General features: G+C 71.4%; 11 protein-coding genes. 3 read left to right on the top strand and 8 right to left on the bottom strand.

The genetic code is table 11. From position 1 onward, the window contains the following. Together NX794_RS24415 and NX794_RS24410 are read left to right on the top strand one after the other, a co-directional pair. Positions 1-1,012: acyl-CoA carboxylase subunit beta (locus NX794_RS24415; protein ID WP_309506019.1), on the top strand; the 1,012-nt coding region annotated here is incomplete at its 5' end. Positions 1,013-1,069: 57 nt separating this feature from the next. Then, positions 1,070-1,258, top strand: a complete 189-nt coding sequence (locus NX794_RS24410; RefSeq protein WP_258781002.1) for an acyl-CoA carboxylase subunit epsilon — start codon at positions 1,070-1,072, stop codon at positions 1,256-1,258. A 155-nt stretch (positions 1,259-1,413) separates the two neighbouring features. On the opposite strand, the gene NX794_RS24405 is transcribed toward NX794_RS24410, so the two are convergent. The 8 genes from NX794_RS24405 to NX794_RS24370 form a co-directional block, all read right to left on the bottom strand. After that, the gene (locus NX794_RS24405) at positions 1,414-1,995 is read right to left on the bottom strand and encodes a GTP-binding protein (RefSeq protein ID WP_029183992.1); all 582 of its coding nucleotides are present in this window, start codon (positions 1,993-1,995) and stop codon (positions 1,414-1,416) included. Continuing rightward, on the bottom strand, positions 1,976-2,542 hold the full coding sequence (locus NX794_RS24400) for a DUF742 domain-containing protein (protein ID WP_258781000.1): 567 nt from the start codon (positions 2,540-2,542) through the stop codon (positions 1,976-1,978). Before NX794_RS24400 ends, NX794_RS24405 begins: the two co-directional genes overlap by 20 nt. Before the next feature lie 94 nt (positions 2,543-2,636). Continuing rightward, entirely contained in the window at positions 2,637-3,050 is a 414-nt protein-coding gene (locus tag NX794_RS24395; protein ID WP_030948713.1) for a roadblock/LC7 domain-containing protein, read from the bottom strand. Between the two features lie 10 nt (positions 3,051-3,060). Then, positions 3,061-6,303 (bottom strand): nitrate- and nitrite sensing domain-containing protein, encoded by a 3,243-nt coding sequence (locus NX794_RS24390; RefSeq protein WP_258780998.1) that lies wholly within the window; start codon positions 6,301-6,303, stop codon positions 3,061-3,063. 400 nt (positions 6,304-6,703) lie between these two features. Further along, complete coding sequence (locus NX794_RS24385; protein WP_258780996.1) at positions 6,704-7,282, bottom strand: GTP-binding protein; 579 nt, start codon at positions 7,280-7,282, stop codon at positions 6,704-6,706. Further along, complete coding sequence (locus tag NX794_RS24380; RefSeq protein ID WP_009190816.1) at positions 7,263-7,661, bottom strand: DUF742 domain-containing protein; 399 nt, start codon at positions 7,659-7,661, stop codon at positions 7,263-7,265. Before NX794_RS24380 ends, NX794_RS24385 begins: the two co-directional genes overlap by 20 nt. A 111-nt stretch (positions 7,662-7,772) precedes the next feature. Further along, entirely contained in the window at positions 7,773-8,186 is a 414-nt protein-coding gene (locus NX794_RS24375) for a roadblock/LC7 domain-containing protein (protein WP_190018698.1), read from the bottom strand. Positions 8,187-8,195: 9 nt separating this feature from the next. Then, positions 8,196-12,074, bottom strand: a complete 3,879-nt coding sequence (locus tag NX794_RS24370) for a sensor histidine kinase (protein WP_258780992.1) — start codon at positions 12,072-12,074, stop codon at positions 8,196-8,198. A 569-nt stretch (positions 12,075-12,643) separates the two neighbouring features. Between NX794_RS24370 and NX794_RS24365 the strand changes: the two genes are divergently transcribed. Further along, positions 12,644-12,838, top strand: coding sequence for a hypothetical protein (locus NX794_RS24365; RefSeq protein WP_258780990.1), 195 nt, complete (start codon positions 12,644-12,646; stop codon positions 12,836-12,838). Positions 12,839-12,889 lie beyond the last annotated feature (51 nt).

Here is a 12,889-nt window from a genome sequence, read left to right as displayed (position 1 = left end):
GGACTTCGTGTTCATGGTCCGCGAGACCTCGCAGATGTTCATCACCGGCCCGGACGTGGTCAAGGCGGTCACCGGCGAGGAGATCACGCAGAACGGCCTGGGCGGCGCCGACGTGCACGCCGAGACCTCCGGCGTCTGCCACTTCGCGTACGACGACGAGGAGACCTGCATCGCCGAGGTGCGCTACCTCCTCTCGCTCCTCCCGCAGAACAACCGCGAGAACCCGCCCCGCGCCGAGTCGAGCGACCCCGTCGACCGCCGCTCGGACGTCCTCCTCGACCTCGTCCCGGCGGACGGCAACCGGCCGTACGACATGGCCAAGGTCATCGAAGAGATCGTCGACGACGGCGAGTTCCTGGAGGTCCACGAGCGCTGGGCCCGCAACATCCTCTGCGCCCTCGCCCGCCTCGACGGCCAGGTCGTCGGCATCATCGCCAACCAGCCCCAGGTCCTCGCGGGCGTCCTGGACATCGAGGCGAGTGAAAAGGCTGCACGGTTCGTGCAGATGTGTGACGCTTTCAATATTCCGATCGTCACCCTCCTCGACGTCCCGGGCTTCCTCCCCGGCGTCGACCAGGAGCACGGCGGCATCATCCGGCACGGCGCGAAGCTGCTGTACGCGTACTGCAACGCGACCGTGCCGAGGATCTCGCTGATCCTGCGCAAGGCGTACGGAGGTGCCTACATCGTCATGGACTCCCAGTCGATCGGCGCCGACCTGACCTACGCCTGGCCGACCAACGAGATCGCGGTGATGGGCGCGGAAGGCGCGGCCAACGTCATCTTCCGCCGGCAGATCGCCGACGCCGAGGACCCCGAGGCCATGCGGCAGAAGATGGTCAAGGAGTACAAGGCCGAGCTGATGCACCCGTACTACGCGGCCGAGCGCGGCCTCGTGGACGACGTCATCGACCCCGCCGAGACCCGCGAGGTCCTGGTGAAGTCCCTGGCGATGCTCCAGTCCAAGCACGCCGACCTGCCGTCCCGCAAGCACGGCAACCCGCCGCAGTAAGCGAGCGGACCCGCCGCGGCAACCCCGCGGACCCCTCATCCACGGAGACTGACACCCATGAGCACTCCTGACATCCGCGTCGAGAAGGGCCACGCGGACCCGGAGGAAGTCGCCGCCATCACGGCCGTCCTCCTGGCCCGCGCCGCCGCCCAGCCCGCTCCCGTCATCCACCGCGCCCGCCCCAAGGCCGCCTGGCGCCGCCTGGAGCGCGAGGGCGGCTTCCGCGCCCCGCACAGCTGGCGCTGAGCTTCCCGCGCACGCGCACCGCGGCCCCGCCACTCCTCCGGGAGGGCGGGGCCGCGGTGCGTTCAGCGGGGTGCGCCTCACCCGATCGGAGTAACGGCGAGGTACGGCAAAGGGGCCCCCTCCGGCGGGAAGGGGCCCCTCTGCTGAGCCGATGGCTAGCGCAGGCGGGCCATCAGAGCGTGCTCGACCAGCGTGATCAGGGCCGACTTGGCGTCCGCGCGGTGGCGGGCGTCGGTCGTGATGATCGGGGTGTCGGGGCCGATCTGGAGGGCCTCGCGGACCTCGTCCGGCGAGTAGGGCTGGTTGCCGTCGAAGCCGTTGAGGGCGATGACGAACGGCAGGCCGCTGTTCTCGAAGTAGTCCACCGCCGGGAAGCAGTCCGCGAGCCGCCGGGTGTCCACCAGGACGATCGCGCCGATCGCGCCGCGCACCAGGTCGTCCCACATGAACCAGAACCGGTCCTGGCCGGGCGTGCCGAACAGGTACAGGATCAGGTCCTGGTCCAGGGTGATGCGGCCGAAGTCCATGGCGACGGTGGTCGTCGTCTTGTCCCCGGTGTGGGTGAGGTCGTCGATGCCGGCCGAAGCGGACGTCATGACGGCCTCTGTGCGCAGCGGGTTGATCTCCGAGACGGCGCCGACGAACGTGGTCTTGCCCACGCCGAAGCCGCCCGCCACCACGATCTTCGCTGAGGTGGTGGAGCGGGAAGGACCGCCGCTAGAGCTTGCGAAGTCCACTGAGCACCCTTTCGAGCAGTGTCACGTCTGGCTGGCCGCCGGCGTTCTCGTCGCCGCCGGGCTGATGGATGGCGACCAGGCCCGCCTCCGCCAAGTCGGCGACGAGGATCCTGGCCACGCCGAGGGGAATCGTCAGCAGGGCCGAGACCTCGGCCACCGACTTGATCTCCCGGCACAGGTTGCAGATCCGCTGATGCTCGGGCAGTTGACCCTGCATCTGGTGCGGAGCGGCGGTGGTGTGCACCAGCGCCTCGATGGCGAGCTGGTAGCGCGGGCGGGTCCGGCCGCCGGTCATGGCGTACGGACGCACCAGGGGGTTGTTGTTCGCGGCCGGCGCCGGCTCGGGACGGCGCTGCGGCTGTACCGGCTGGATGCGGGGCGTCGGGGGCTGGTCGTACGGCGACGGACCCGGGCCCTGCGGGGCGTACGGCTGCCGGTGGCTGGGCGCGGAGGGGAAGTTGTACCGGTTCGCCGAGCCGTCGTTGCGGCCCTGCGCGGGACCGTACGACCAGTTGCCCGAAGACGAACCGCCTGGGGGTGTTGCCACTTTCTCCTCCTCCGACTGCGCCGGGCGCCCAAACCTGTGGAGCCGCGTCCCGAAACCTTACGGCCCCGGGACACGTATACGCACCGTCCGATGACTAGTTGAGAAGGCTTCCCTGGAGCTCCGCACGGAGATCCGGGGTCAGGACCGTGCCCGCGCGGTCCACCAGAAGGGCCATCTCGTACCCGATGAGACCGATGTCCGCCTCCGGGTGGGCCAGCACCGCGAGGGACGACCCGTCGGAGATGGACATGAGGAACAGGAATCCCCGCTCCATCTCCACAACCGTCTGGTTCACGCTGCCGCCCTCGAAGATGCGCGAGGCACCGGCGGTCAGCGAGGTCAGACCGGAGGCGACGGCCGCGAGCTGGTCGGCGCGGTCGCGGGGGAAGCCTTCGGACATCGCCAGAAGGAGTCCGTCGGCGGAGACCACCACCGTGTGGGACACCCCCGGGGTGTTGTCCACGAAGTTGGTGATCAACCAGTTCAGGTTCTGTGCCGCCTGGCTCATCGGGCTCACACTAACGCTCCTGGTTGTAGGTGCTGTCAGGACCACTGTGGTGAGGAGTAGTGGCCTGGCCGTTCGTTTCCGTGCCTGCGCTGCGTCCACGCTGGACGCCCCGGCGCAGGTTGCTCAGCCTGCCCCGGACGTCCTCCGGGGCGCGGGAGACCTGGGGGCCTCCCTGGGGGGTGGTCTCCGCGGCGCCCTCGACCAGGTTGGCCTTGGGCACCCGCCGCGGCAGACCGGACGCGGTGACCCCGCCGGCCTTGGGCTTGCGGAGCGAGGCGGCCTGCTGCCACCGCGCGTCGTTCGCGGAACGCCAGCTGCTCTCGCCCTCGGCCGCCGGGGCCGGCTCCTCCTGGCGCGCCCGCGGCGTGCCGTTCGAGGCGGCCGCGCCGTGCGAGCCGTTCGCGGCGCCGCCGCGGCGGGGCAGCCCCGCGTCGGTCAGCGAGGGGGCGGCCGGAGCGGCCGGTCCCGGACGGTCGAAGCCTACGTGGTCGCGCTCACCGGTGTCGGCGGCGGCCGGGGACTCCGCCTGCGCGGGGTACGGGGCCGGATAGCCGTTCTGGTAGCCGTCCTGCTGGGGCCAGTCGTCCTGGTACGCCGAGTCGTCCGGGTACGACGGGGTCTCCGGGTACGACGGGGCGTCGTACCCGCCGAAGCCCTCGAAGCCGTCGGCCGCCTGGGCGTGCGCGGGCCGCTGCTCCTGCGGCGCGGCCGGCTCGGCGTACCCCTGGTCGCCGTAACCGCCCTGCGCGGGGTAGCCGTTGTCCTGCGGCAGGCCCTGGTCCTGCGGCAGGCCGCCGTTCGGCGCGTAGTACCGCTCGTCGTACGACTCCTGGTACCCGGCGTGCTGCTGCTCCTGGTGCTGCTGCTCCTGGTACGGCTGCTCGGGCTGCCCGTACTCCCCGGACCGCTCGCCCTCGGACGGGGTGTCCAGGGCCGCCCGGCGCTCCTCGCGGTTGCGGGAGCGGCCGACCGGGTCCAGGCCGCGGAGGTCGTCGGGGACCTCCACGTACCGGCTGTCGTCGAAGCCGAGTTCGGCGGCGGTGCGGGCCTGCTGCACCTGGGCGAAGTCCTCGCCCTGGAACTGCTGCTCCGGGATGATCTGCGAGACGGTGAACTCGTCGCGGTCCAGCGGGGCCTCGCCGCCACCGCCGTGCGTGATCGCGTCCGGCAGCATGACCAGCGAGGTGGTGCCGGCCTGCTCGCCCGAGGGGCGCAGCTGGACCCGGATGCCGTGCCGGTCGGACAGCCGGCCGACCACGAACAGGCCCATGCGCTGCGAGATCGCGGCGTCCACGGTCGGCGGGTTGGCCAGCTTGTGGTTGATGTCCGCGAAGTCCTCGGCGGTCAGGCCGATGCCCTTGTCGTGGATCTCGATCATGACGCGGCCGTCGGGCAGCCGGGTCGCGGTGACCCGGACCTTGGTCTGCGGTGAGGAGAACGTGGTGGCGTTCTCCAGCAGCTCGGCCAGCAGGTGCACGAGGTCGGTGACCGCGCGGCCGTGGATCTCGGCCTCCGGGACGCCGGACAGCTCGATGCGCTCGTACTGCTCCACCTCGGAGGAGGCGGCGCGCAGCACGTCGACCAGCGGCACGGGCTGGTCCCAGCGGCGGCCGGGCTCCTCGCCCGCGAGCACCAGCAGGTTCTCGCCGTTGCGGCGCATACGGGTGGCCAGGTGGTCCAGCTTGAAGAGGTTCTCCAGCTGGTCCGGGTCGGCCTCGTTGTTCTCCAGGTCGGTGATCAGGGTCAGCTGGCCCTCGATCAGGGACTGGTTGCGGCGCGAGAGGTTGGTGAAGATCGCATTGATGTTGCCCCGCAGCAGGGCCTGCTCGGCGGCGAGCCGGACCGCCTCGCGGTGGACCTGGTCGAAGGCGCGGGCGACCTCGCCGATCTCGTCCTTGGTGTGGATCGGGATCGGGGAGACCCGGGTGTCGACCCGGCCGGGGTCGGTACGGGAGAGCTGGTCGACCAGCATCGGCAGCCGCTGCTCGGCGATGCCGAAGGCCGCGTTACGCAGCTGGCGCATCGAGCGGCTCATCTGGCGGGCCACCGCGCCGGCCAGGATGAAGGCGAGCAGCAGGGCGACCACGACGACGGCACCGGTGATCAGCGCGGACGTCTTGGCGTCGGCGGCGATCTGGGAGGCCTCGGTCACGGCCTTGTCGGCCAGGTCCGCCTCGATCTGGCGGTAGGCCTTGTACTTGAGCGTGTTGACCGCGTACCAGTTCTGCGCGGTGATGCCGTTGGCGGCCAGGCCCTCGCGGGTCAGCTCGCCGGTGTCCTTCATGGTGGCCAGCGCCGAGACCATCTTGGTCGGGTCGGACGGCGGGGCCACGTAGTTCGGATTCTCACCCTTGGCCTGCTCGGCCTGGGCGGCGGCGTCCTTCTTGACCTTCGCCTCGGCGTCGTCCAGCTTCTGCGCGTCGGCCTCGGTGCCGCCGCCGATGTACTCCTCGCGGGCGATGCGCTCCAGGTAGGCGTACGACGACAGCGAGACCCGCTGGGTCGCCAGGTTGCCGGCGTCCGGACCGGGGTTGACCAGCAGATGCGTGCCGATCGACCGCTCCAGCGACAGGGCGGCCTTGGTCAGCGAGATGGCGTAGACGGTACGGCCGTAGGAGGTGATGTTGCCGGTGCCCAGACCGAGTTCGTTGGCGAACTCCATCAGGGGGTGGGCGATGGTGACGTAGCTTTCCTCGGACTCCACGCCGTGGGCCTTGGAGGTGTAGGCGACCTGGCGCACCTTGGCGAGCGTGGGCTCGACCTGGTGGAACAGCTTCAGCCGGCGTTCGAGGCCCGCCGTGTGCGGCATGTTCCCGGTGGCCTGGTCGAAGGCGTCGGCGGCCTGGTCGGTGGCCTTGCGGGCCTGGTCGACGGTCGCCTTGCTCTTGGCGTCCGTGGCCTTGCGCAGCAGCGGGGCCGCGGTGACATCACGTTCGTTTTCGAGGGCATCCGCGTAGGTGAGGGCCGCGCGCACCAGCTCGGCGGTGTGCTGCGCGTCCTCGGCCTGCTGCCAGGTGTCGATGGAGCTCTTCACCTGGAAGCCGCCCATGACGAGGCCGACCACCACGGGTATGAGGAGGATGGCGTTCAGCCGGGTCGGCACCCGCCAGTTGCGCGGGGAGAGACGGCCGCCGCTCGGCGCGTCGGTCGCCGCCGTCTCGGTGCCGGTCACAGGGGTGGGCGCCGCAGCGCGCGGCGGCGGGGTGAAGTTGCCCCGCGCCGACGGCTCGGGACCGTTCTTGCTTCGCCTCACTCGACCAACAACCTCTCGGCGGTCGGCACCTACGTCGTGCCGCAGTCTCTCAGAGCCCGGTTCGTCATCGACCTGCGAGACGTTACGGAGTACGCCGTCGAGTACGTCTTTGACCATTGGGCAGTTCAGGCATTCCAGCACGTGGACCAGCGCAGTTCCAAACAGTGGAAACATTTGGGAGCGCGTGAGGTAAGCCGCAGATAAAACGGTCATAAAGAGCGAGCCCCGCCAAAAGGCGGGGCGTTCGTGCGCACAGCGGCACCGGGTGACCGCGTCGCGTGGCGACGCCGGGGGATTCCTCTCCCGAACCGTTATGAACACCGGAGCCGACCGTGTCACATGCCACAGCCGGCTCCGCCGCCCTTACGGCAACCGCCGTATCGGTCCTCGTCTTCGGGTACTACCGCAGCCGCGCCATCAGGGCGTGCTCGACCAGCGTGATCAGCGCACTCTTGGCATCGGCGCGGTGCCGGGCGTCGGTCGTGATGATCGGGGCGTCCGGCCCGATCTGCAACGCCTCCCGCACCTCGTCGGGGGTGTAGGGCTGCTGGCCGTCGAAGCCGTTGAGGGCGATGACGAACGGCAGGCCGCTGTTCTCGAAGTAGTCCACCGCCGGGAAGCAGTCCGCGAGCCGCCGGGTGTCCACGAGCACCACCGCGCCGATCGCGCCGCGCACCAGGTCGTCCCACATGAACCAGAACCGGTCCTGGCCGGGCGTGCCGAACAGGTACAGGATCAGGTCCTGGTCCAGGGTGATGCGGCCGAAGTCCATGGCCACCGTGGTGGTGGTCTTGTCCCCGGTGTGGGTCAGGTCGTCGATGCCCGCCGAGGCGGACGTCATGACGGCCTCCGTGCGCAGCGGGTTGATCTCCGAGACGGCGCCGACGAACGTGGTCTTGCCCACGCCGAAGCCGCCCGCCACCACGATCTTCGCCGAGGTGGTGGCCCGGCCGCCCGCGTCAGAGCTTGCGAAGTCCACTGAGCACCCTTTCGAGCAGCGTCACGTCCGGTGCGCCGCCGTTGTTCTCGTCGCCACCCGGCTGGTGGATGGCGACCAGGCCGGCCTCGGCGAGGTCGGCGACCAGGATCCGGGCCACACCGAGCGGCATGGCCAGCAGCGCGGAGACCTCCGCGACCGACTTGACCTCCCGGCACAGGTGGCAGATGCGCTGGTGCTCCGGGAGCAGCCCCATGAGCGCTGCCGGGTCGGCCGTGGTGCTGATCAGCGCCTCGATGGCGAGCTGGTAGCGGGGCCGGGTCCGGCCGCCGGTCATCGCGTACGGGCGGACCAGCGGCTGGTCGCCCTCGTCCCCGTACGGCTCCGCGTACGGATCATGATGGGCGGTGGGCGGGGTCATGAATCCTCCGGGCGGGACAGCAAGTCGGTCGGGCAAGCCGTCTGACGGGGCCGGTGGGGGGATTGTGGCGGCCGGACGGTGTTTTCGTGAGGCGGGTGGTGCCGGGGGAGGTCAGTGAAGCAGACTTCCCTGGAGTTCGGCGCGCAGATCCGGGGTGAGAACCGCACCCGCGCGGTCGACGAGCAGTGCCATCTCGTAGCCGACGAGACCGATGTCCGCCTCGGGATGGGCCAGCACCGCGAGGGACGAGCCGTCCGAGATGGACATGAGGAAGAGGAAGCCGCGCTCCATCTCGACGACCGTCTGCGCCACGCTGCCGCCCTCGAAGATCCGGGACGCCCCGGCCGTCAGGGAGGTCAGCCCGGAGGCGACGGCCGCGAGCTGGTCGGCGCGGTCACGCGGGAAGCCTTCGGACATCGCCAGCAGAAGGCCGTCGGCGGAGACCACCACCGTGTGGGACACCCCGGGGGTGTTGTCCACGAAGTTGGTGATCAACCAGTTCAGGTTCTGTGCCGCCTGGCTCATCGGACTCAACTAACGCTCCTGCTGGTGAGTGGGGCTCGGGAAGCTGCCGGTCTGGCCGCTGCCGGCCTGACGGCCCTGAGCGATGCCCCGACGGAGATTGGTCAGCCGTCCGCGTACGTCGTCAGGCGCACGCGAGACCTGCGGACCGGCTTGGTGCTGTTGCTGCTGGGCGGTGCCGGGGACGAGGTTCGCCCGGGGCACCCGGCGCGGCAGGCCGGAGGTGGTGACCCCACCCGCGGCCGGCTGCCGCACCCGTTCGGCCTGCCGGACGAGTTCGTCGTTCGGCGAGGTACGCCAGGAGCCGGTGTCGCTCATGGAGCGGCGCGGCGCCGGGGCCGCGGGCTGGGGCGCCTGCGGCTGGGACTGCTGCTGCGGCTGCTGGGGTGTCTGCGGCTGCGCCTGCTGCTGTCCCTGTTGAGGGGCCGCGGGGCCGCCGCCCTGCTGCTGACCGTGGAACCAGTTGGTCTCCAGCGTGTCGTACAGCGGGGTACGGCCGTCGACCGGACCGCTGGCCGGCGGCAGGGCCTCCGGAGCCTGACGGGCCGGACGCTGCTGCTGCGGGGCGCCGAAGTCGTTCCGGCCGGCCGGCTGCGGACGCTCGAACTGCCCGGTGGACGCGGGGTTCTGGCGCTCGGGCAGGGCGTGCTGCCCGGTGGAGCCGCCGTCGTAACCGCCCTCGAAGCCCTGCGGGGCCGGGTACTGACCCGACTGCCGGCCGCCGTTGCCCTGCCCGCCGTTGTTCTGTCGGCCATTGCCCTGCTGGTCCGGCGTGCCGGTGCCGAAGACGTCGGGGCGGACGAAGGAACCGCTGTCCTGCCGGCCGGGCTGGCCGTACGGGTCCTGCTGCGGGACCTCGGGACGGGCGAACTGTCCGGTCTGCTGCGGGTTCTCCGGACGCGCGTACAGGTCCTGCTGCGGGTTCTCGGGGCGGCCGAACTGGCCCGTGCCCTGGGGAGCGCCCAGGCCGTTCAGCTCGGCGCGCGGGAACTCGCCCGTGGCGGCCGGACCCTGCGCGTCGATGCGGGGCATCTCGGCGGTCGCGCCCGGACCCTGCCGGTCGTCGGCTCCCGGCACGCGGGGCGTACCCGACCGGTCCTGCTCGTCGTGGCCGCGCGGGGCGTCCATCGAGGCCCGCGACAGCGGGGCCCCGGAGTCCGCCCAGTCGGGGGTGCGGGGGGTCTGGTCGCCGCCGGGCAGTTCGGCCCGGGGGCCGCCGCGCGCCGGCAGCTGCGGCTGACGGTTCTGGTCGGCGGGGGCACCGGGCCGGGACCCGCCCCGGCCGCCGAAGAGGTCCTGGCGCGGGCCGCCGGCGTTCGCCTGGCCGCCCTGGCCGTTCTGGGCGCCGCCCGGCGTCTGACCGCCGAAGCCACCCGCACCGGCCGGCACCGGCCGGCCCTGCCGGCCGCCGGGACCGCCCTGCGGACCACGCGCTCCACCGGGCCCGCCCGGACGGCCGCCCTGGCCCGTGCCGGGCAGCGCGGCCCGGGGGCCCTGACCGGCGCCGACCTGGCCGCGCGGACCCGCGCCGGCACCGAGGAGACCGCCGCCGCCCTGACCCGAACCGGCACCCAGCAGACCGCCGCCGCCCTGGCCGGCGCCCTGGCCGCCGGCCACCTGGCGGCGCGCCGCCGCGGCGCCGGCCGCGGCCTGCGCGGCGGCCGGACCACCGGTCGAGCCGGGGCCGCCCGGCTTGCCCGGAGCGGGCTGCTTGCCGCCCTGGGCGACGTCCACGGGCAGCATGACCAGCGCGGTCGTGCCACCGGAGTCGGAGGGGCGCAGCTGTATGCGGATGCCGTGCCGCTGGGACAGCCGGCCGACCACGAACAGACCCATGCGGCGGGAGACGGAGACGTCCACGGTGGGCGGCGAGGCGAGCCGCTCGTTGATCGCGGCGAGGTCCTCGGGGGAGAGGCCGATACCGGTGTCGTGGATCTCGATCAGCACCCGGCCGTCGGGCAGCGCGTGACCGGTGACCTTGACCTTGGTCTGCGGGGAGGAGAAGGAGGTCGCGTTCTCCAGCAGCTCGGCGAGCAGGTGCACGAGGTCGTTGACCACGCGGCCGGCGACCTCGGTGGTCGGCACCGAGGCCAGCTCGATGCGCTCGTACTGCTCCACCTCGGACGCGGCGGCGCGGAGCACGTCGACCAGCGGGACCGGGCGGGTCCAGCGGCGGCCGGGCTCCTCGCCCGCGAGGACGAGGAGGTTCTCACCGTTACGGCGCATACGGGTGGCGAGGTGGTCGAGCTTGAAGAGCGAGGAGAGCTGGTCCGGGTCGGCCTCGCGGGACTCCAGTTCGGAGATGAGCGAGAGCTGACGCTGGATGAGGCCCTGGGAGCGGCGCGAGAGGTTGGTGAACATCGCGTTGACGTTGCCCCGCAGCAGGGCCTGCTCGGCGGCGAGGCGGACCGCCTCGCGGTGCACGTCGTCGAAGGCCGCGGCCACCTGGCCGATCTCGTCCCGGGAGTGCACACCGACCGACTCCACGGAGGTGTCGACGTCCTGCGGGTCGGACTCGGAGAGCTGCTTGACCAGCTCGGGCAGGCGGTCCTGGGCGACCTTGGTGGCGGTCTCCTGGAGCCGGCGCAGCGAGCGGATCATGGACCGGGCCACGACGAATGCGCCGACCAGCGACACACCGAGCACGAGCAGGATCAGGGCACCGGAGATGATCGCCTCGCGCTCGGAGGCGGAGCGCAGCTCGCGGGCCTTCTGCTCCATGTCCTCCAGGAGCGTGTGCTCGATCTTCTTCATCTGCTCGATCTTGGTCGAGCTGGTGTCCACCCAGTCGCGGTACGAGCGGGCGGGCAGCCCCTCGATGCCGTTGCGCGACTCGAAGGCGCGCTTGGCGTAGGTGTCCGCGGTCTCGATCGTCGGGTTGCCCTCGTCGATCGGCTTGAGCAGTTCCTCGGCGTTGTGGTCCGAGTAGATCTTCCGGAAGATCGCGAGTTCGGAGCCCTCGCTCTCGTACGCGGACTCGCCGTAGAGGCGGTCGTTCTCGGCCAGGTGACCCTTGGTCGTGGTGGTCGAGGGCAGCGCGGCGGCGATCATGGCGCGCTGTACGGACGCGTACTCCTTGGCGGTGGAGAAGGCCGCCAGGGCGCGGGTGCGCGAGATCATCTCCGGATTGCTGGACGCCTCGGCCATGTCCTGGGACAGGCTGATGAGCTGGGTGATCAGCCGGTGGTACGACTCGACGGTCTGCGTCGCGTTGTCCTTCGACTGGTACGCGGACCGGCGGATCTTGGCCAGGTCGTCGAGCTGGTTGGCGAGACCGACGAGCGCGTCACGCACGCCCTGGAGGTTGCCGTCCTTGCTGGCCGCGTCGATCTGCTCGGAGGCGTCGAGGAAGTTCTCGCGCGCCCGGTCGGTCTTCTGCTGGTAGCCCTTGACCGTGTAGTCGGTGGCCTTCAGACCGTGCGACAGCGGACCGGCGGACTGGTCCCGCTCCTCCTGGAGGGCGGCGGCCAGCTCGGTGGCCTGCTTGGTCATGTCCGTCAGCAGCTTCATGTTGTCGAGCTGCTGGATGTCGTTCATGGAGTCGCTGATGCGCAGGGCGCCCAGCGAGGTGGCCGCGACCACGGGCAGCGCGAGCAGGGACACCAGACGCGTGGAGATGCGCCAGTTGCGCAGCAGCATGCGGGAGCCCGGGCCGGGGGTGCCCTGGGCCGGCTTGGCCGCCGGCGTGGGGGCGCCGGGGTTCGCCGTCCTGCCGCCGGACGACGGGGCCGCCGGGCCGGGGCGGCCGGTGCGCTCGCCGCCGTCCCCGGACGGGGCCGGGCCCGGGTTCTGGGCGTGCTGGGGCGAGGAGCTGCCTTTCATGGGGCCAGTCCCGTCGTGCGGCTCCGGCTCCGCCGAAGCGCTGCCATCCCTCTTGAAACGTCCCTGCACTAGCGTCGCAACCTCTGGACCAGGCGTCCCTCCGCACGAGCGGTGGGGACACGGTGTCGGCGTTCTGGAAGGCGTCCTGAACACGCCATCCGGTGGTCTTGAGTGACCGGCGCTGGATCCCCCCTGTCCGCCGCGACTTCGGCGCTGCGTCGCGCCCCCTGTGCGCCGGTTAGATCCCGCGGCGGTCCGTGGAATTCCAGCACAGTGCCGGATCTCCAACAAGGCCCGCACCCCGAGCTGTGACCTCCGTGACGGGCTGTGAGGAGCGAACTACCTGTCGTGGAGGGCGAGTCGGGAGGAAACGGGCACATGTGCGTGATCCGTCGGCCGGTGACAGGTGTCCCAGTCGCCATGATCAGGAGCGGAATGATGGCTTCAGGTGCTCAATGTCCGTTTCGCTGGGGCGGTTTGCGGGCCGGGATTGACCGGTTTGTCCGTGACGTCGTGAGCAAACTCACATGGTTGGCGTGAACGGTCGGCGACTTCGGCGGGGAACAGGATGTCTAGCCTGACGCTTTACAAGAGGGACGACCCCGCACACCCCGACCGAAGGCCACAGGACGACAACGGTGAAGACGACGATGATGTTCCGCAATATCGCCAACCCGCGACGCACGACCCTGGCGCACCTCGACGACGCCGGCGAACTGCAGACGCCGGAGCTGCCGGAGCAGTCCGTCGACCTCCCCGCGCAGACCGCCAACCCCCGGCGCACCGTCCTCATGGAGATCCCGGTCGGCGCCGCGGCCCCGGCCGGCGAGTAACCGCCCCGGCGGGGCACGCGCCCCGGAGCGTACGGCCGGGAAGGCCGCCCT

This window comes from Streptomyces pyxinicus (assembly GCF_024753135.1).
Taxonomy (GTDB): Bacteria; Actinomycetota; Actinomycetes; order Streptomycetales; family Streptomycetaceae; genus Streptomyces; species Streptomyces pyxinicus.
The sequence above is the reverse complement of the archived record's forward strand: the minus strand, read 5'-3'. Positions and strand labels throughout refer to the sequence as shown.

Coding starts and splice junctions, on each gene's coding strand:
- NX794_RS24410 (WP_258781002.1), top strand. CDS start 1,070: ATGAGCACTCCTGACATCCGCGTCGAGAAGGGCCACGCGGACCCGGAG.
- NX794_RS24395 (WP_030948713.1), bottom strand. CDS start 3,050: ATGAGCCAGGCGGCACAGAACCTGAACTGGTTGATCACCAACTTCGTG.
- NX794_RS24380 (WP_009190816.1), bottom strand. CDS start 7,661: ATGACCCCGCCCACCGCCCATCATGATCCGTACGCGGAGCCGTACGGG.
- NX794_RS24375 (WP_190018698.1), bottom strand. CDS start 8,186: ATGAGCCAGGCGGCACAGAACCTGAACTGGTTGATCACCAACTTCGTG.